Genomic DNA, 18,268 nt, shown 5'->3' on the forward strand with positions numbered 1-18,268 from the left:
CGCTGCCCGGGCCGAAGAGCGTCCGTGAGCACCCGGATGCCACACGTCTGCCGGTGTGTCAGTCCTGTGCGGGCTCCCGTGCCGCGCCCCCCAGGTCCGCGGTGATGGTGCGCGTGGCGGACATGAGCAGTGTGCCCAGTTCGGGCAGCCGTTCGCGGGTGACCCGGGCCGCGGGGCCCGAGATGCTGACCGCGGTGGTGACCGCGCCGGTGTGGTCGTGGACCGGCGCGGCGACGCAGCGGATGTCCTGTTCGTTCTCGACGTCGTCGACGGCGTATCCGCGCTCCCGGATCCGGTCGAGCTCGGCGAGCAGCTTGTCGGGGGTCGTGATGGTGGTCGGCGTGCGGGCCGGCATGCCCGCCGCCATCACCGTGTCGACCACGTCCTGCCTGGCGTGGGCGAGGAACACCTTGCCGGTCGCCGTGCAGTAGGCGGGCAGCCGGCCGCCGATCCGGGAGTGCATGCGCACCGCCCGCGGGCTCTCCACCTTGTCGATGTAGACGATCTCCGGAGGGTCGAAGCTCACCAGGTGGACGGTCTCACCGCTCTCCTCGGCCAGCCGGTGCAGTGCGGGGGCGGTGATCCGGCGGGTGTCGCGTCGCTCCAGATAGGCCTGGCCGAGCAGGGCGTTGTGCGGGCCGAGTCGGTAGCGGCCGGACTCCGGGTCCTGGTCGACCAGCCGCACGTCCCTGAGCGGGGCGACCAGCCTGAGGACGGTGCTCTTGCTCATCTCCAGCCCGGTGGCGAGGTCGCTGAGGGTGGCGCCGTGCGGATGACTTCGGTCCTCGGCCAGGTACATCAGGATGCCGAGGGCGCGGCGCAGGGAGGACGAGGCGTTGCGGCGGGGTGCGGAGTCGTCGGCGGTGACCATGCGGGCATCCTAGCGTGCTGCATAGCAAAACGCAGTATCACATATTGAAATCGGTGGTTGACGGTCCTGAAAACTCAGGGCTAGCTTCTGCGCAACGCATTACGAAACGTTGTTTTGCAATGCAGAACCCGTCCCCCCGAAGGGTGCCCCCTCATGAGATTTCGCCACCGTACCCGGCCTTTGATGGTGATTTGCGTCAGTGTGACCGGTGCCGCACTGCTGTCCGCGTGCACCTCCGCCGCGGGCTCGACCGGCTCGTCCTCCTCCGCGCAGTCCTCGACCCTCCAGGAGGTCGTCAAGCGCGGCACCCTCAACGTGGCCAGCTGTCTGACGTTCCCGCCGTTCGGCTCGACGAGCAAGGACAACAAGCCGCAGGGCTTCGACGTCGACGTGGCCACCGCCATGGCCACCGCCCTCGGCGTCAAGGTGAAGATCGTCGACACGACCTCCGCCAACCGCATCCCGAACCTCCAGACCAAGAAGGTCGACGCGGTCGTCTGCAACTTCACCACCACCGCCGAACGGGCCAAGCAGGTCTCCTTCAGCGACCCGTACATCGTCGCGGGCGAGGTCATGCTGGTGAAGAAGTCCAGCGGCATCTCCACGCTCAAGGACCTCACCGGCAAGACCGTCGCCGTCACCAAGGGCTCCACCAACGGCGACGCGGTCAAGGCCGGCAACCCGCAGGCGAAGATCCAGGAGTACGACACCTCCTCTGCGGCCGTTCTCGCGGTCAAGCAGGGACAGGCCGACGCCATGGTCGAGGACTCCAACTTCCTCAACTACCAGGCCAAGCTGGACCCCTCGCTGAAGGTCACCAAGGACTCCGTCGTCCCGCTGGAGTACAACGGCATCGGCCTCCCGCTCGGCGACGCCACCTGGATCCAGTGGGTGGACACCTGGCTGCGCGAGTTCAACACCTCGGGCCAGGCCGACGCCCTGTACAAGAAGTGGTTCGGCGTCAGCCGCTCCTTCCCGCTCAACCCCTCGTACTGAACGGCCTGTTGAGGAGTACTCATGCTCACCGACTGGACGTACGCCCTGAGGGACTGGACCACCTACGTCGACGCGGCCTGGCTCACGCTGCGCCTGTCGCTGGCCGCCTTCGCCCTGGCATGCGCCCTCGGCCTCCTCGGCGCCGCCGCCCGCAGATCCCGCCATGCGGTCCTGCGGGCGGTCGCCGCCGTCTACGTCGAGGTCATCCGCAACACCCCTGTCCTGCTCCAGATGTTCGTCGCCTACTTCGCGCTGCCCTCCGCGGGCCTGCGGCTCACCCCGGTCCAGGCAGGTGTCCTCGCTCTCGGCGTCAACGTGGGCGCGTACCTCACGGAGATCTTCCGGGCCGGCATCCAGGCCGTACCCCGCGGCCAGCGCGAGGCGGCCCGCGTCCTGGCGCTGAGCCCCGGACGCGCCTTCACCCACGTGGTGCTGCCCCAGGCGCTGCGCAACGTCTACCCGGCCGTGGTCAACCAGCTCGTCCAGATCATCCTGGGCTCCTCGCTGCTGTCGGCGATCTCGGTCCCCGAACTCACCGGCACCTCGATGGTCATCAACTCCCGCACCCTGCTGACCGTCCAGGTCTTCGGCATCGCGGCGATCCTCTACCTCATCCTGACCAACCTGGTCGTGCTCGCGGCCGGGCTGGTGGGCCGGATGGCCTTCAAGCCGCCGCTGCGTCCCGCCGCCGTACGCCCCCGGCCCCTGGACGCCGTACGACGGCTGCTGCCGGCCCTTCCGCGCCGCAAGGAGGCCTGATGGACTGGTCGATCGTCTCCGACAACCGCGACCTCTACCTCTCCGGGCTGTGGGCCACGGTCCTGCTGTCGCTGGCGGCCATCGCCACCGCCACGCTCACCGGACTGCTCGTCGCCGCCGTGCGCACCAGCCGGATCCCGGTGCTGGCCCAGCTCGCCCGCGGCTACCTGGAAGTGTTCCGCGGCACCCCGCTGCTGATCCAGATGCTGTTCATCTACTTCGGCGCGGCCTACCTGAGCGGTTTCGGCGTCACCGTGTTCGGTGCCGCACTGCTCGCCCTCACCCTCTACCAGGGCGCCTACATCGCGGAGATCTTCCGGGCCGGCATCGAGGCCGTCCCGCGCGGCCAGTGGGAGGCCGCGCGCGTCCTCGGGCTCGGGCGGGTGCGGACCTTCCTGAGCGTGATCCTGCCGCAGACCCGCGCGATCGTGCTGCCCCCGCTGGTCGGCCAGTACCTCTCCCTGATCAAGGACACCTCGATCGCCGTGGTCATCGGCTACGTCGAACTGGTGCGCCAGGGACAGGCCGTCATCGACCGCGTCGGCGACCCCGGCACCTCCTATCTCGCCGTCGCCGTCCTGTACTTCGTCATCTGCTATCCGCTGTCGGTCCTGGTACGGCGGATGGAGAGAAAGGCCGTCCTCGCATGACCAGCACCCTCACCGACCGGCAGACCGCGAGCGTCTCCCTGACCGGCGTCCACAAGCGCTTCGGGAACCTGGAGGTCCTCAAGGGCGTCGACATCGACGTGGCACCCGGCGAGGTCGTCGTCCTCATCGGCGCCAGCGGCTCCGGCAAGTCCACCCTTCTGCGCATCATGTGCGACCTCGAGCGCGCCGACAGCGGCGAGGTCTGGGTCAACGACGTGCCGTTGCACGACCGCAAGCGCGCGCCCGAGATCTTCGGCCATGTCGGCATGGTCTTCCAGCAGTTCAACCTCTTCCCGCACAGGACCGCCCTGGGCAACGTCACGTTGGCGCTGCTCAAGGTGCGCGGACTCGGCAAGGCCGAGGCGGACCGGCGCGGACGCGAGGTGCTGGCCCGGGTCGGTCTCGCCGACAAGGCGGACTCCTACCCGGCGCAGCTCTCCGGAGGCCAGCAGCAGCGCGTCGCCATCGCCCGCGCCCTCGCCATGGACCCGGCGATCATGTTCTTCGACGAGCCGACCTCCGCGCTCGACCCGGAGCTGGTCGGCGAGGTCACCGGCGTCATGCGCTCCCTCGCCGAGGAGGGGATGACGATGGTCGTGGTCACCCACGAGATGCGGTTCGCGCGGGACACCGCCGACCGGGTCGTCTTCATGGACGGCGGCGTCGTCCTCGAACAGGGCCCGCCGGAGCAGGTGTTCGGCAGCCCCGCCGAGCCACGCACCCAGCAGTTCCTGCACCGGGTGCTGGACACGTGAGGGTTCGTCACCACACCCCGCCGGAGGTCGTCTGCGTCGGCGAGACCATGGCCGTCCTCGTCCCGCCCGACGAGGGCCCCCTGGAACGCCAGCACACCCTGCGTCTGGAGGTGGGCGGCGCCGAGTCCAACGTGGCCTGCGGACTGGCCGCGCTGGGGCACCGCGTGGCCTGGGTCAGCCGCGTCGGGGACGACCCCCTGGGCCGTCGGGTCCTGGCCGAACTGCGGGGCCGTGGCGTGGACGTCGGCGGGGTGGGGACCGACCCGGACCGCCCGACCGGCGTGTACTTCAAGGACACCGGCCCGGCGGGCACCGGCACGTACTACTACCGCAGGGGCTCGGCGGCCACCCGCATGGGACCGGACCTCGCGACGCAGTGCGAGAAGGCCAGGGTGGTCCACCTCAGCGGCATCACGGCTGCCCTGTCGGACAGTTGCGCGGAACTGGTCACGGAGATCGTCGTACGCCGGGCCGTCCCCGGCGCGACCGTCTCCTTCGACGTGAACCACCGCCCCGCCCTGTGGAGTCACCGGGACCCGGCGACCGCCCTGCTGGCACCGGCCCGCCACGCCGACATCGTCTTCGTCGGCCGGGACGAGGCGGAGGCACTGTGGGGCACCGCGAAACCGGAGGAGATCCGGGACCTGCTGGCCCCCGCCCCGGTCGTCGTCGTGAAGGACGCGGAACACGGTGCCACGGCGTACACCGCCGACGGCGAGGAGCTGTTCGTCCCCACGCCCGACTCGCGGATCGTCGAACGCGTGGGCGCGGGCGACGCCTTCGCGGCCGGATTCCTCGCGGCGCACCTCGAAGGGCGACGTACGCGGGACGCGCTGCGCCTGGGCCATGTGATGGCCGCCGCGGCCCTGGCGACCGGCGGCGACGTGCCCACGGCACCCGACCGGGCCGGAATCGACCGCCTGCTGACCCTCGACGACGAGGAGTGGGCGGCCCTGCGCCTGGGTTAGCCGGCGGGCAGGGTCGGCTGGATGCGGCGCAGGAACGTCGCGTTGTCCGGGGTCTCGCGCATGCGCTGGATCAGGGTCTCCAGGTTGCCCTGCCCGTCGCCGTTCTGCAGGGCCCGGCGCAGTCCGCGTACGGCGGTCGACTCCGCCGGGGTCAGCAGGAGTTCCTCGCGGCGGGTGCCCGAGGGGTTGACGGCCACGGCCGGGAACACACGGCGGGAGGCGAGTTCGCGGTCCAGCCGCAGCTCCATGTTGCCGGTGCTCTTCAGCTCCTCGAAGTAGAAGTCGTCGGCACGGGAGCCGGTCTCCACCAGCGCGGTGGCGAGGATGGTGAGCGAACCGGCCTCCTCGGTGAGCCGGGCGGCGCCGAAGAACCGCTTCGGCCCGATCAGCGCGCCGGCGTCGACACCGCCGCTGAGGGTGCGGCCGTTGCCGGTGGCCGCGTTGTTGTGGGCCCGGCACAGCCGGGTCAGGGAGTCGAGCAGGATCACGACGTCCTCGCCGGCCTCGACGAGCCGCTTGGCCCGCTCGATCACCAGCTCGGCGAGCGCGATGTGCTGCTTGGGCGAGCGGTCGAAGGTCGAGGCGTACACCTCGCCGCGCACGGAGCGCCGCATGTCGGTGACCTCCTCGGGCCGCTCGTCGAGCAGCACCACCATGAGGTGGCATTCGGGGTGGTTGCCGGCGACCGCTGCCGCGATCTGCTGGAGCATGACGGTCTTGCCGGTCTTCGGCGGGGCCACGATCAGCCCGCGCTGACCCTTGCCGACGGGGGCGATCAGGTCGGCGACCCGGCCGGTCAGTCCGGACGCCGGGTGCTCGAGCCGGATCCGCTCCTGCGGGAAGAGCGGGGTGAGGTCGTGGAAGCGGGGACGCTTCGCGTCGGACAGGTGCCCGTTGACCCGGGCGACCTCGGTGAGAGCGCGCTGGGTCCCGCGCACCCCGTCGACGACGTCGCCCTTGCGCAGGCCGAACCGACGGATCAGCGCGGGGGAGACCTGGAGGTCGGAGGGGGTGGGCAGCAGGTCCGGGCCGCGGAGGTGACCCTTCCCGTTCGCGTCGATGTCGAGCACGCCGGTGACGGCCCGGACCGGGATCTGCTGCTGAGTCTGGGGGGTTTCGAGTGTGGTGGTCATGGTGGTCGGTCCTCTCAGGGACGGAAGGCATGGGACATGCGGAAGGAAGGGGGGAAGCCGCGACTTCGGGAAGGCGGACAGAGCGCCTTCGGGCGGCGAGAGACACCTCAAGAGGTGGTGAGGAGAAGCCGGTCCATCGACCGGCGTAGGAAGGAGAACTGGCACCGGCGCCCTGACGGGGCGTACACAAGTGCTAGCAGGACCGTACCACGGCGGTTCAGCGTGTGGCGAGAAGTCCGTACAGCAGCGGGATCCGCGGCTCGGGCAGGCGCCACCAGCCGGACGCCGTGCGCGTCATCCGCGACCAGCGGGGCCAGGGCAGCTCGTCACTCTCGCGAAGCCGCCGGACGCTCAGTCCTGCCCCCGTCAACGCGCCCAGGACCTCGCCTATTCCGTGCATCCACTCGAAACTCTCCGTGGCGCCCTCGACGGCCGGACCGTCGGTGTAGGTGTGGGTCGCGTCCCGGCGTACGGGACCGTCCCCGCCGAGGTAGTCGTGGCGCAGCAGCAGCTCCGGCCCCTCTCCCGGAGCGGGCTTCGGGCCCAGGGAGTTGAGGAGGGGATGGAACTCGACGATGTACAACAGCCCGCCGGGACGCAGGAGTTCGGCGACCACTCCGGCCCAGCGCTCCAGATCGGGCAGATAGCAGAGCGCGCCCTTGCCGGTGTAGACGACGTCGAACCGCCGTCCTTCCAGTGCCTCCACAGCGTCGTACACATTGGCCCGCACGTACTCGACCTCGACGCCCGCATTCGCCGCGATGTCCCGTGCGGCCGCCACCGACGCCGCCGAGAAGTCGAGGCCCACCGCCCGGGCGCCGCGGCGGGCCAGGGCGAGGGTCTCGGTGCCGAGATGGCACTGGAGGTGGAGCACGTCCCGGCCGGCGAGGTCGCCGAGGTCCTCCCACTCGAAGGCGGCGAACCAGCGCTCGGGATCGAGGTCCTGGTCGAGGCCGTAGAACCGGCTGGCGAGGTGGACGGGGGTGCGGGCGTCCCAGTTGGCCTGGTTGGCGCGCATCAGCCGTACGTGCTCGTCGGACGTCATGAGCCCATCCAACCGCGAAGCGGGGGCGATCAGGGGCCGGATGTCCGACGCCACGATTCTTTTTCGGCGCGCGGTGTCGATTCGCCTCGGTCCCGTTCGTCGGTGGGGTGTAGGAAGCTCATGAGGACCGGGAGGAACCATGAAGTACATGCTGCTCGTCTGCGGCGACGACACCAACGACGCCTCGGACATGGCCCCCGTCGAACCCTGGGTCGACGAGCTCGGCGACCGCGGCGTACGGCTGCACGGGCACCGGCTCGCCGCGCCCGCCGACGCGGTCACCGTGCGGGTGCGCGGCGGTGAGGTGCTGCGCTCCGACGGGCCGTTCGCGGAGACCAAGGAGTACGTCGCGGGGTTCGACATCCTGGAGTGCGACAGCCTGGAGGAGGCGGTCGAGGCCGCCGCCAAGCACCCCGTCGCCACCGTCGGAGCCATGGAAGTGCGCCCGTTCTGGGAGGACGAGGACGCCGAGGGCGAGATCCGGCGCCTGGACGCCGAACTGACGGACGCGGCTCGCGCCGGGGACGTCGAGCGCACCCTCGCCTGCTACGCGCCGGACGCGGAGGTCGTGGCGGACGGCCGGGCGGTGCGGGGCGCCGAGGCGCTCCGCAAGGAACGGTCGGAGACCGGGCCGGTCACCCGGGAGGTCCTGGAGTCCCGGATCCACGTCGACGAGAGCATCGCCTTCGGACACGCCCTCGTCCGCAGCGACGGTCGGCTCCAGCGGGTCACCACCGGCTACCGCAACGTCGGCCCGCGCTGGGTGATCGTCCACGAGCACGTCACGGAGGCCACGTCATGAAGTACGTCCTGCTGATCTGCACTCCCGTCGGCGGCGAGGAGCTCAGCCCCGCCGAGATCGCCGAGGACCCCCGCTTCACCTCGTACATCGACGAGGTCCGCAGCCGGGACCTCGTCAAGGGCGGAGCCCGGCTGCGCCCGGCCTCGGACGCCACCACCGTGCGTGTGCAGGGCGACGAGGTCCTGCTCACCGACGGGCCGTTCATCGAGTCCAAGGAGTACATCGCCGGTATCGACATCATCGAGGTCGCCGATCTCGACGAGGCGATCTCCCTCGCCTCCCGGCATCCGGCGGCGCTCGCGGGCGGCTCGGTCGAAGTGCGGCCCGTGTGGGAGTGACACCGGAAGACGCTGTCGCCGCCGCCTTCCGGGAGGAGTGGGGCCAGGTCGTCGCCACCCTGATCCGGGTGACCGGCGACTGGGACCTCGCCGAGGAGTGTGCGCAGGACGCCTTCGCCCAAGCCCTCGACCGGTGGCGGCGCGACGGCGTCCCGCGCCGCCCCGGCGCCTGGCTCACCACGACCGCCCGCCACCGGGCCATGGACGTGCTGCGCCGGGAGGCCGTCGGAGCACGGAAACTGCAGGAGGCGGCGATGCTCACGGCCCCCGAGGAGCCGTACGACGACAGCGGGGTCCAGGACGACCGACTGCGGCTGATCTTCACCTGCTGCCATCCCGCGCTGCACATCGAGGCCCGGGTCGCCCTGACCCTGCGCACCCTCGCGGGGCTGACCACACCGGAGATCGCCCGCGCCTTCCTCGTCCCCGAGCCGACCATGGCGCAGCGCCTGGTGCGCGCCAAGAAGAAGATCCGCAACGCCGGCATCCCCTACCGCGTCCCGCCCGCCCACCTGCTGCCCGAGCGCACCACGGGGGTGCTCGGCGTGCTGTACCTCCTCTTCAACGAGGGGTACACGGCCACCTCGGGCGCCGATCTCGTACGGCGGAACCTGTGCGCGGAGGCGATCCGGCTGGCCCGGGTGCTGGCCCGGCTGATGCCCGACGAGCCCGAGGCCCTCGGCCTGCTCGCGCTCCTCCTCCTGCACGACGCCCGCCGGGACACGCGCGTGGACGCGGGCGGCGAACTGGTCACCCTGGAGGACCAGGACCGCACCGCGTGGGACCACGCCGAGGTCCAGGAAGGTGCCGCGCTGCTGGAGACCGCGCTGCGCCGGGGCCGCCCCGGGCCGTACCAGATCCAGGCCGCCATCGCCGCCTGCCACACCACGGCGGCCACCGCCGAGGACACCGACTGGGCCGACATCGCCGGCCTGTACGGGGAGCTGGAGCGCTTCGTGCCCTCGGCCGTGGTCCGCCTCAACCGTGCGGTGGCCGTCGGCATGGCGGAGGGCCCCGATGCGGGACTGACCCTGGTCGCGGAACTGGAGCAGGAGGGCGAGCTGAGCGGCTACCACCTGCTCCCGGCGACCCGCGCCGACCTGCTGCGCCGCAGCGGCCGTACGACGGAGGCGGCCGAGGCGTACGCGCGGGCGCTGGAGCTGGTGGAGAACGAGGCGGAGCGGAACTTCCTGGAAAGGCGTCTCGCGGAGTGTCGACCGGCGTAGGAGCCGTTCGTCGGTGGGGTGAAGGCAACCCCGAGCCACCGGAGGTCCCCATGACCGCCACCGACATGTCCGCCACCGACACCCGCCGCTGGTACGCCCTGTGTCTGCTCTGTGTCGCCGGGTTCATGGTGATCCTGGACGCGCAGATCGTCGTGCTCGCCCTGCCGTCGATCGCCACCGGCCTCGGCGTCTCCGCCGGCGGCGCCCAGTGGGTGATGAGCGCCTACCTGCTGAGCTTCGGCGGACTGCTGCTGCTCGGTGGCCGGACGGCCGACCTGCTGGGGCGCCGCCGGGTCTTCATGACCGGCACCCTGCTGTTCGGCCTGTCCTCGCTGCTGTGCGGATGCGCCGGTACGGCGGCCGTGCTGATCGCCGCCCGTGCCGTCCAGGGCGTGTCGGCCGCCGTCATGGCGCCCACCGCGCTGTCGATCCTGCTGAACACCTTCGAGGACGGCCCCGAGCGCAACAAGGCCCTCGCCCTCTGGTCCGGCAGCGGCGGCTTCGGCGCGACCGCGGCGCTGCTGATCGGCGGTCCGCTCACCGAGGCGTTCGGCTGGCGGTGGGTCTTCTTCCTCAATGTGCCGGTCGCGCTGCTGCTGCTCGTCCTGAGCCCGCTGCTGCTGCGCGAGAGCCGTACCGAGGCCCGCACCCGGCCCTTCGACCCGCTGGGCGCCCTCACGGCCACCGGAGCGCTGGTCGCCTGCGTCTACGCCGTGGTCGAGGCGCCCCACGCCGGCTGGCTGTCGGCGCGGACGACCGGCCTGCTGGCTCTCGCCGCCGTCCTGGCCCTCGCCTTCGTGCGCACCGAGTCGCGGGTGGCGGCCCCGCTCGTCCCGCTGCGGCTGCTGCGCTCCCGCACGGTGAGCGGCGCCAACCTGGTCGTCCTCCTGCTGGGCGCCGCCTGCTTCGGCATGTCGTACACCCTGTCCCAGTACGGCCAGGAGGTCCTCGGCTGGTCACCGCTGCGCTTCGGACTCGCCAACGTGGTGATGCCCCTGGGCGCGGTCGTCGGTTCGTACGCCGGTCAGGCCCTGGTCGCCCGGCTCGGCACCCGCCGGGTCGCGCTCGGCGGACTGGCGCTGACCGGTACGGCGGCCCTGCTCCTGACCGGCGTACCGGTGGACGGCGCCTTCGCCCGCGACCTGCTCCCCGCGCTGCTGCTGTTCGGCCCGGGCGTGGGTGCCTGCGCGGTGGCCGGCTCCATCGCCGCGCTGACCGGTGTGGGGGAGCGCGACTCGGGCGTGGCCTCGGGCATCCAGACGGCGGCCTTCCAGATCGGCGGGGCGTTCGGGGTCGCCGTGGTCACCTCGGCGACCGTCTCGCACACGGTGGGCTCGAACCGCCTGGCAGCACTGACGGAGGGCTACCAGGCGGCTTTCACGGCCTGCGCAGTCCTTGCGGCGGCTGGACTGACCTGTGCCTGGGCGTTGCCGGGCGCGGTGTCCCGCTCAGGGGCGCGGGGAACCGCGCGACCAGCTCCCACCGGCCCGCGGACGACCTCATGCGTCGGACGCGTCAGTGATCGCGTGGTTCAGGCGGCGGCCTCCCGCGCCTCCGCCTCCTTCGCGATCTCCTCGAACCGTGCCCCCATCGCCGCCGCCAGCGCCTGCGCCCCCGACAGCGGACGGACCATCACCGTCAGCCGGTCGATCAGCCCGTCCTCGTCGAGGTGGATGAAGTCGCAGCCCTCCAGGGCCCGTTCGCCGACCCGGGTCGAGAACACCAGCGCGTGGTCGCGGCCGTCCGCACCGCTCAGCTCGCTCACGTAGTGGAAGTCCTCGAAGACCTTCACCACCGCGCCCAGGATCGCCGCGGTGATGGCCTTGCCCTCGTACGGCTTGAACACCACCGGACTCGTGAAGACCACGTCCTCGGCCAGCAGCGCCTCGACGGCGCCGAGGTCCCCCGCCTCCACCGCTTCTCGGAACGCGCGCATCGAGCCTCCATAGTCAATTTGTTGAGTAGGTGTGGAGTAGATTAATCACCGGCTGCTAGCGTGTCCACATGTCGCTCAAGTACGCCGTCCTGGCGGCCCTGCTGGAGGGCGAGGCATCGGGCTACGAACTGTCGAAGGTCTTCGACGTCTCCCTGGCGAACTTCTGGCCCGCGACCCCGCAGCAGCTCTACCGGGAGCTGGAGCGTCTGGCGCAGGACGGGCTGATCGAGGCGCGGGTGGTCCAGCAGGAACGCAGGCCCAACAAGCGGCTGTTCACGCTCACCGAGACCGGCCGCCGCGAGCTGGGCGCCTTCGCCGCGGAGCCGCCCCGCAGGCCGGCCGCCCTGCGTGACGAGTTCCTGATCAAGGTCCAGGCCATGGACGGCACCGACCCCGAGGCCACCAGGGAACTGTTCGAGGAGCGGCTGTCCTGGGCCCGCGGGAAGCTCGCCCGCTACGAGCGCGTCCGGGACCGGCTCCTGGACGGCCGCACCGAGGACGAGTACCTGCGGGACGCCGAGCGCATCGGCCCCTATCTCACCCTGCTGGGCGGCATCGCCCTGGAGACCGAGACCGCCCGCTGGTGTGAACGCGCCCTCGTGCTCCTCAAGCGGCGCGCCCAGCACATCTGACTCGCCTAAGCTGTCGCGGATGTTCAGCCCAGAAGGCCCGAGCCTCCGTGAACTCGCCGTCCAGGCGCTGTCGTCCGTCGAGCGCGGCTACGACCTGCTCGCCCCCAAGTTCGACCACACGCCCTTCCGTACGCCGGACTCCGTCCTGGACGCCGTCGCGTCCGCGCTGCGCCGCATGGGCCCCTTCGACGCCGGACTCGACCTGTGCTGCGGCACCGGCGCGGGAGTCGGTGTGCTGACCCGGGTCTGCGGGGAGAGTGTCACCGGTGTCGACTTCAGCGCCGGGATGCTCGACGTGGCCCGGCGGCGGATCAGGTCGCGGGGGCCGCGTGTGTCCTGGGTGCGGGGTGACGCGCGCGCCCTGCCCTTCGCCGCCGGCTCCTTCGACCTGGTCGTGAGCTTCGGGGCGTTCGGGCACTTCCTGCCGCGCGAGCTGCCCGGTCTCTTCGCCCAGGCCCGCGAGGTACTGCGGCCGGGCGGCTGCTTCGCCTTCCCGATCGTCGCCCCGCCCCGCCCCTCGTCCCCGGCGTACTGGATGCTGCTCGGCTTCGACGCCGTGATGCGGGTGCGCAACGCCCTGTGGCGGCCGCCGTTCGTCATGTACTACCGCGACTTCCGGCTCGGGGACGTGCGACGGGAGCTGGAGTGGGCCGGGCTCCAGGTGGAGCTGCACGCCCTGCCCGAGTTCGGCGAGCGGCCGGACGGCAGCCCCCGGGTCCGGATGGTCGTGGCGAGACGGCCCGCCTAGTCGGTCTGGATTTCCAACTTAAGCGTTTGATTTTCCAACTCACCACGTTATGGTGAGGCGCGTGACCACATCCACCGAGCACGAGAGCCAGATCGACCCCGAGTGGCGGTCCTGGGAAGGAGCGCACGGCGGCCATGTCGCCGCCGTCGCCCTGGCGGCCGTCCGCGCCCGGTTCGCCGGGGGAGCCCGGCCGGTCCGCACCCTGACCACGCACTTCCTGGCCCCGGTCGGCGCCGGTCCGCTGCACGTCTCGGGCACCGCGCCCGCCTCCGGGAAGCGCACCGCCGCCTGTGTCTTCTCCGGCCACCAGGACGGCCTGCCGGTCGTCGTCGGCTCGGCCCTGTTCGGCTCGGGGCGCCCCGGGACGGCGTACGACGGACAGCCCGCCCCGGACGTACCGGGTCCCGACGACTGCCGGAGCGTCCGACTGCCCGGACATCTGGCGCCCTTCGCCCGGCAGTTGGAGATCCGGCCCGCCACCGCCGACCTGCCGCTGGCCGGCGGCGACCGGGCCGAACTGCTCGCCTGGGTGCGCTTCCTGGACGACCGGCCGCTCGACGCGGGGGCCGTCGTCACCCTCACCGATGTGCTGCCGCCCGCGCTGTACGCCGTCTGGAAGGCCCCGCGCCCCGTGCCGAGCGCGGAGCTCACCGTCCACTTCACCGACGCCCTCGACGAGAGCGAAGCTCTCCCCGAGGGCTGGACCCTGGTCCGGATCCGCACCGATCACGCGGGCGCCGGGTGGGCCGTCGACGACAGCGCCGTCTGGTCGGCGGACGGCCGGCTGCTGGCCCTCGGGCGTCAGTCCCGCGTGGTGCGCGGCGCGCTTCCGTAGCCTCGCCGACCGCGGCCCGCCGTCACAGCGCGCTGTACAGCGCGTCGACCAGGGCCGTCTTCCGCGGGTCGTTGGCGATGTGGGGGCCCATCCGGTTCATCACGTATCCCAGGGAGACCCCGGCCTCCGGATCGGCGAGACCGCACGAGCCGCCGAACCCGTCGTGGCCGAAGGCCCGCGGATTGGGCCCGTACGAGCCTTCCGGCCCGCTGAGCCACAGGCCGAGCCCGAGTTCCGTGTCGTTCCCGAGGCCGACGCCCAGCACCAGGTCACGGCAGCTGCCCTGCCCCTCGCGCACCCGCTCGGCCGCCTCCGGGGACAGGACGCGGTGACCGCCGTAGGAGCCCCGGCCCGCGAAGATGCCGTAGAGCGCGGCGACGGCCCGGGCGGTGCCGTGGCCGTTGGCGGCGGGGATCTCGGCGGCCCGCCACTCGGGGGTGTTCGCCTCCGCGGCTCCCGCCACCGGGTTGGTCAGCGCGGCGAGGGCGGCCGGCGTCAACTGGGCGAAGATCGCCGCCTGTTCGCTGGTCGACACCACCGGCGGATGCACCAGCTCGGCGGCCCGCCCGGCCTCCTTCTCCGGCAGGCCGATCGTGAAGTCGATGCCGAGCGGCCCCGTCACCTCCCGCTCCAGGAAGGCGCCCGGCCGCAGCCCCGAGACCCGCCGGACGACCTCCCCGACCAGGAAGCCGTACGTGAAGGCGTGGTACCCGGACACCGTGCCCGGCTCCCACCAGGGCTCCGTCGCCGCGAGCCGCTCCGTCGTCAGCTCCCAGTCGCAGAGCTCGGCGAGGGAGTGCGGCTCCCGCAGCCCGGACAGTCCGGCCCGGTGCGACAGCAGGTGCCGTACGAGCACCTTCTCCTTGCCCGCCGCCGCGAACTCAGGCCAGTACACGGCCACCGGGACGTCGAGGTCGAGCAGGCCCCGGTCGGCGAGGATGTGGGCGCACAGGGCGGTCGGGCCCTTGGTCGTCGACCACACGTTGACCAGCGTGTCCCGCTCCCAGGGGCGGGTGCGGGCCGCGTCGGCCCAGCCGCCCCACAGGTCCACCACCGTCTCGCCGCCGACCGAGACGCTCACCGCGGCACCCAGCTCGGCCCGGTCCCGGAAGTTCTCCTCGAACGCCGTCCGCACCGCGGTGAACCGCTCGTCGCAGTGGCCGTGGACAACTGGCTGATGCTCGGACATGGGCCCTCCGTCGTCGCCGGACGTCCGGGCCGCGCCGTCGCGACCCGGATCCGCCGAACATACCGACTGGTCGGACCGGGGGGAAGGTGTCAGGCGGCACTCACGCGTAGGCGCGCAGCCAGCGCAGCTTCGCCGCCTCCTGGTAGGGGCCGCCGCCCTCGTGGTCGTTGAAGTCGTAGACCTCGATCGCCTTGTCCTCGTGGCCCCAGGCGTTGAAGGCCGCGAAGACCGTGGAGGGCGGGCAGGTCTGGTCCTCCAGGGCCGCCGAGAACAGCGCGGGGGTGCGGGCGCGGCTCGCGAAATGCACGCCGTCGAAGTAGGCGAGGGTGCCGAGGACGTCCTCGAAGCGGCCGCGGTGCGTCTTGAGGTAGAGGCCGATCTCCCGGTACGGGTGCCGGTCCGTCAGGGTCGCCGCGCGCGGGAAGTCGCACAGGAACGGCACGTCCGGCGCGACCGCCGCCAGGTCCGGCACCAGGCCGCCGACCGCGATCGAGATGCCCCCGCCCTGGCTGCCGCCGAGCACGACCGTGCGCGCCGGATCGGTCAGCGGGTGCGAGCGGGCCGCCTCCACCGCGCGCACCGCGTCCGTGAACACCCGCCGGTAGTAGTAGTTATCGGGAGCGTCGATGCCCCGGGTCATGAAACCGGGGTACGCCGGCGCCCCGCCCTGCGGGTCAGCGGTGCCGCCGCCACCGCCCCAGGCGCTGCCCTGGCCCCGGGTGTCCATCACGAAGTGGGCCCGGCCCGACGACGCCCACAGCAGATGCTCGTGCGGCAGACCGCGCCCGCCGCCGTACCCGATGAACTCCACGACCACCGGCACCGGCGCGGAGACCTCGGCCGGGATCGTGAACCAGCCCTTGACCGGCTGGCCGCCGAACCCGGCGAACGTCACGTCGTACACCTTCACCGTGGACAGGCCGGTGTCGACGAGCTCGAAGCGGGCGTCCAGGTCGTGCTCGCGGGCCTCCTGAAGGGTCTTGGACCAGAACGCGTCGAAGTCCTCGGGCGCGGTGGACTCGCTGCGGTACTCGCGCAGTTCGTCGAGGGGGAGGTCGAACAGGGCCATGCAGGACCGCCTTTGCGAAGGGACAGTGCGGGATGATCACACCGTACGTGCGTGGTCGGACGAATCGCCAGGCCTTTGCGTGGCCCGCTGACTACGATGCGGCCATGTCGACAGCCGTGGATCTGCTGGTCAAGGACGCCGGACTGCTGGTCGTGGACGGCGAGCGGGAGCTCGCGGGCGGCTGGCTGGCAATCGAGAGTGGTCGGGTCACCGCCGTGGGTACGACCGGCACCGAACCCGAGGCCCGGACGACCGTCTCGGCCGGCGGACGCCTGGTCACCCCGGGCCTGGTCAACACGCACCACCACATCTACCAGAACCTCACCCGCTCCTACGCCCCCGCCGTGAACGGCTCCCTCTTCGACTGGCTCACCACCCTCTACCCGCTGTGGGCCGCGCTCGACGAGGAGGCCGCCTACGTCTCGGCCTACGTGGGCATGGCCGAGCTGCTGATGGGCGGCTGCACCACGTCCTCGGACCACCTCTACGTCCATCCGCGACCGCGGCTCGTCGACGCGGAGATCCGGGCGGCCCGTGACATCGGCTTCCGCTTCCACGCGACCCGCGGTTCGATGACCCGCTCGGTGGAGGACGGCGGGCTGCCGCCCAGGAGCGTCACCCAGACCGACGAGGAGGTCCTCGCGGACAGCGAGCGCGTGATCCAGGCGCACCACGACCCCTCGCCCGGCGCGCTGATCCGGGTCGCCCTCGCGCCCTGCTCGCCGTTCTCCGTGACCAAGGAGCTGATGACGGCGACCGCGGAACTCGCCGAGCGGTACGACGTACGGCTGCACACCCACCTCGCCGAGGACCGTGACGAGGACACCTACTGCCTGGAGACCTACGGCTGCCGGCCCGTGGAGTACTTCGAGCAGACCGGCTGGATGAGCGACCGCACCTGGGTCGCGCACTGCATCTACCCGAACGACGCGGAGCTCGGCCGGCTGGCCGCCGCGGGCGTCGGGGTGGCGCACTGTCCCAGCTCGAACATGCTGATCGGCGGCGGGACCGCGCGCGTGCGGGAGATGCGCGAGCTGGGCATGCCGGTCGGCATCGGCTGCGACGGCTCCGCCTCCACGGACCACGCCTCGCTCTGGATGGAGACCCGGGCCGCGCTGCTCCTGGGCCGCTACCGGGGCGGACCGGGCGCGATGACCGCGCGCGACGCCCTCGACCTCGCCACCAGGGGCTCGGCCCGCTGCCTCGGCCGCGCGGACGAGATCGGCCACCTGCGCCCCGGCGCCTGCGCCGACCTCGTCGTCTGGGACCTGCACGAGGTGGCCCTGGCGGGCGCCCTGACCGACCCGGTGGAGGCCTGGCTCCGCTGCGGCCCGGCCCGCGCGTGGACGACGGTGGTGGGCGGACGGGTGCTGGTCGACGCCGGCGAGCCGCGGCTGCCTGGACTGACGGATGCGCTGCGGACGCATGGGGGGATTGCGCGGCGGATGCAGATGGGGGCGTAAGGGGGCGGGCGGACGCAGGGCGGGGGAGCGATCGAACGCGGCCGATGCCACAGAGCCGCCGTCCTGGGCGATCGGCGGGAGCCACCCGGCGCAGGCCGCGACACCGCGGGCGGTGGCCTCAGCCGCCCGGGTCCCTCAAGGGACGTGGCGCGGGGCGAGGTGGCGGCGCGTGTCTCCGGAGGGCGGGGTCAGGCTCGGCGGCGGGTCCACTGGGGTTCGGTGAGGGCCCACTCGCGTTCCCACTCGGTGAGCCGGTGGCGGTTGGCGGCGGCTCGGACGAGGGAGTGGCCGAGCAGGATCACCGCGATCGCCCCACCCGCTCCGCAGGCACCCATCGTCAGGGTGTGCTGCCAGACCGCGGTCTCGTCGGGCGGCGGGGCCACGCTCCGCCCCAGGGAGTCGAACCACACGTCGACCTTCTCGCCCTGGTCGGTCCCGGCCGGGACCCGCGCCGTGGCCGTCTTCGCGACACCGGCCTCCGTCCAGCGCACGGTCACGCGGTACGAACGCTCCCGCCCGCCCTGGACGGTGGGCGGAGTGTCCGGCACCCTGCCGGTCACCTCCGCGCGCACCCGATGCCGCTCGGCACGCTGCTCGGCCGCGACCGCACGCGCGTCGTCATGCGCCCACCAGCCCACGGCCGCGCCCGCCAGCGGGGCCACCAGCAACAACAACAGAGCGACGGCCAGTACCGTCCACGCCTCGACGACGTCCGACCGGCGCCTGAGCGGATTGCGCCGCCAGCGCCAGCCGCGCACCCGGGTTCGCATGTCGACCTCCGCACCACGCACGTCTGCGAGTGGTCACAAAGATGTAGTACCCCTCAACCCGCGTCGTTCACTTGTGGGGGAGC

19 protein-coding genes and 1 pseudogene are annotated in these 18,268 nt (G+C 72.2%); 13 read left to right on the forward strand and 7 right to left on the reverse strand.

The annotated features are described in order from the left end of the window. Positions 1–58: 58 nt before the first annotated feature. Entirely contained in the window at positions 59–871 is an 813-nt protein-coding gene (locus tag ACFULQ_RS32015; protein ID WP_383550675.1) for an IclR family transcriptional regulator, read from the reverse strand. 201 nt (positions 872–1,072) lie between these two features. Here ACFULQ_RS32015 and ACFULQ_RS32020 point away from each other — a divergent pair, with 201 nt between their 5' ends. Genes ACFULQ_RS32020 through ACFULQ_RS32040 form a run of 5 tightly spaced genes read left to right on the forward strand, consistent with a single transcriptional unit; the run spans position 1,073 to position 4,999 of the window. Further along, positions 1,073–1,867, forward strand: a complete 795-nt coding sequence (locus ACFULQ_RS32020; RefSeq protein ID WP_383550677.1) for a transporter substrate-binding domain-containing protein — start codon at positions 1,073–1,075, stop codon at positions 1,865–1,867. Between the two features lie 21 nt (positions 1,868–1,888). Beyond that, positions 1,889–2,626, forward strand: a complete 738-nt coding sequence (locus ACFULQ_RS32025) for an amino acid ABC transporter permease (protein ID WP_383550679.1) — start codon at positions 1,889–1,891, stop codon at positions 2,624–2,626. Next, positions 2,626–3,276 (forward strand): amino acid ABC transporter permease, encoded by a 651-nt coding sequence (locus tag ACFULQ_RS32030; protein ID WP_383550681.1) that lies wholly within the window; start codon positions 2,626–2,628, stop codon positions 3,274–3,276. Before ACFULQ_RS32025 ends, ACFULQ_RS32030 begins: the two co-directional genes overlap by 1 nt. Continuing rightward, positions 3,273–4,031 carry an amino acid ABC transporter ATP-binding protein gene (locus ACFULQ_RS32035; RefSeq protein WP_383550683.1) on the forward strand — a complete coding sequence of 253 codons (759 nt, stop codon included), beginning with the start codon at positions 3,273–3,275 and terminating at the stop codon, positions 4,029–4,031. Before ACFULQ_RS32030 ends, ACFULQ_RS32035 begins: the two co-directional genes overlap by 4 nt. Positions 4,032–4,078: 47 nt before the next feature. Further along, complete coding sequence (locus ACFULQ_RS32040) at positions 4,079–4,999, forward strand: sugar kinase (protein ID WP_383550747.1); 921 nt, start codon at positions 4,079–4,081, stop codon at positions 4,997–4,999. On the opposite strand, the gene rho is transcribed toward ACFULQ_RS32040, so the two are convergent. Beyond that, entirely contained in the window at positions 4,996–6,132 is a 1,137-nt protein-coding gene (rho, locus tag ACFULQ_RS32045) for a transcription termination factor Rho (protein WP_383550685.1), read from the reverse strand. The two genes, ACFULQ_RS32040 and rho, sit on opposite strands and share 4 nt — an antisense overlap. A gap of 217 nt (positions 6,133–6,349) precedes the next feature. After that, positions 6,350–7,177: a class I SAM-dependent methyltransferase gene (locus ACFULQ_RS32050; RefSeq protein ID WP_383550687.1), complete on the reverse strand. Its 828-nt coding sequence runs from the start codon at positions 7,175–7,177 to the stop codon at positions 6,350–6,352. 139 nt (positions 7,178–7,316) lie between these two features. Here ACFULQ_RS32050 and ACFULQ_RS32055 point away from each other — a divergent pair, with 139 nt between their 5' ends. From ACFULQ_RS32055 to ACFULQ_RS32070, 4 genes and pseudogenes are all read left to right on the forward strand, one after another. Beyond that, complete coding sequence (locus ACFULQ_RS32055; protein ID WP_383550689.1) at positions 7,317–7,979, forward strand: YciI family protein; 663 nt, start codon at positions 7,317–7,319, stop codon at positions 7,977–7,979. Next, on the forward strand, positions 7,976–8,317 hold the full coding sequence (locus ACFULQ_RS32060; protein WP_383550691.1) for a YciI family protein: 342 nt from the start codon (positions 7,976–7,978) through the stop codon (positions 8,315–8,317). The genes ACFULQ_RS32055 and ACFULQ_RS32060 overlap by 4 nt, the downstream gene beginning before the upstream one ends. Next, on the forward strand, positions 8,314–9,543 hold the full coding sequence (locus ACFULQ_RS32065) for an RNA polymerase sigma factor (protein ID WP_383550693.1): 1,230 nt from the start codon (positions 8,314–8,316) through the stop codon (positions 9,541–9,543). Before ACFULQ_RS32060 ends, ACFULQ_RS32065 begins: the two co-directional genes overlap by 4 nt. A gap of 65 nt (positions 9,544–9,608) precedes the next feature. After that, positions 9,609–11,012 (forward strand): annotated as a pseudogene (locus ACFULQ_RS32070) (MFS transporter); the annotation flags it as partial. 62 nt (positions 11,013–11,074) lie between these two features. Here the strand turns inward: ACFULQ_RS32070 and ACFULQ_RS32075 are convergent. Further along, positions 11,075–11,479, reverse strand: coding sequence for a nuclear transport factor 2 family protein (locus ACFULQ_RS32075; protein ID WP_383550695.1), 405 nt, complete (start codon positions 11,477–11,479; stop codon positions 11,075–11,077). Positions 11,480–11,547: 68 nt separating this feature from the next. Here ACFULQ_RS32075 and ACFULQ_RS32080 point away from each other — a divergent pair, with 68 nt between their 5' ends. The 3 genes from ACFULQ_RS32080 (at position 11,548) to ACFULQ_RS32090 (ending at position 13,694) form a co-directional block, all read left to right on the forward strand. After that, positions 11,548–12,111 (forward strand): PadR family transcriptional regulator, encoded by a 564-nt coding sequence (locus ACFULQ_RS32080; protein WP_383550697.1) that lies wholly within the window; start codon positions 11,548–11,550, stop codon positions 12,109–12,111. A gap of 19 nt (positions 12,112–12,130) precedes the next feature. After that, positions 12,131–12,859 (forward strand): methyltransferase domain-containing protein, encoded by a 729-nt coding sequence (locus ACFULQ_RS32085; protein WP_383550699.1) that lies wholly within the window; start codon positions 12,131–12,133, stop codon positions 12,857–12,859. Positions 12,860–12,920: 61 nt separating this feature from the next. Beyond that, entirely contained in the window at positions 12,921–13,694 is a 774-nt protein-coding gene (locus ACFULQ_RS32090; RefSeq protein ID WP_383550701.1) for an acyl-CoA thioesterase, read from the forward strand. A gap of 22 nt (positions 13,695–13,716) precedes the next feature. Here the strand turns inward: ACFULQ_RS32090 and ACFULQ_RS32095 are convergent, their stop codons facing one another. Together ACFULQ_RS32095 and ACFULQ_RS32100 are read right to left on the reverse strand one after the other, a co-directional pair. Beyond that, positions 13,717–14,883, reverse strand: coding sequence for a serine hydrolase domain-containing protein (locus ACFULQ_RS32095; RefSeq protein WP_383550703.1), 1,167 nt, complete (start codon positions 14,881–14,883; stop codon positions 13,717–13,719). Between the two features lie 100 nt (positions 14,884–14,983). Next, positions 14,984–15,952, reverse strand: a complete 969-nt coding sequence (locus tag ACFULQ_RS32100; RefSeq protein WP_383550707.1) for an acetylxylan esterase — start codon at positions 15,950–15,952, stop codon at positions 14,984–14,986. A gap of 104 nt (positions 15,953–16,056) precedes the next feature. Between ACFULQ_RS32100 and ACFULQ_RS32105 the strand changes: the two genes are divergently transcribed. Next, positions 16,057–17,415 (forward strand): 8-oxoguanine deaminase, encoded by a 1,359-nt coding sequence (locus ACFULQ_RS32105; RefSeq protein ID WP_383550709.1) that lies wholly within the window; start codon positions 16,057–16,059, stop codon positions 17,413–17,415. A 188-nt stretch (positions 17,416–17,603) separates the two neighbouring features. Here the strand turns inward: ACFULQ_RS32105 and ACFULQ_RS32110 are convergent, their stop codons facing one another. Beyond that, positions 17,604–18,185: a hypothetical protein gene (locus ACFULQ_RS32110; protein ID WP_383550711.1), complete on the reverse strand. Its 582-nt coding sequence runs from the start codon at positions 18,183–18,185 to the stop codon at positions 17,604–17,606. Positions 18,186–18,268 lie beyond the last annotated feature (83 nt).

Origin of the sequence: Streptomyces sp. NPDC057253, from assembly GCF_042669125.1 — a bacterium.
Taxonomy (GTDB): domain Bacteria; phylum Actinomycetota; class Actinomycetes; order Streptomycetales; family Streptomycetaceae; genus Streptomyces.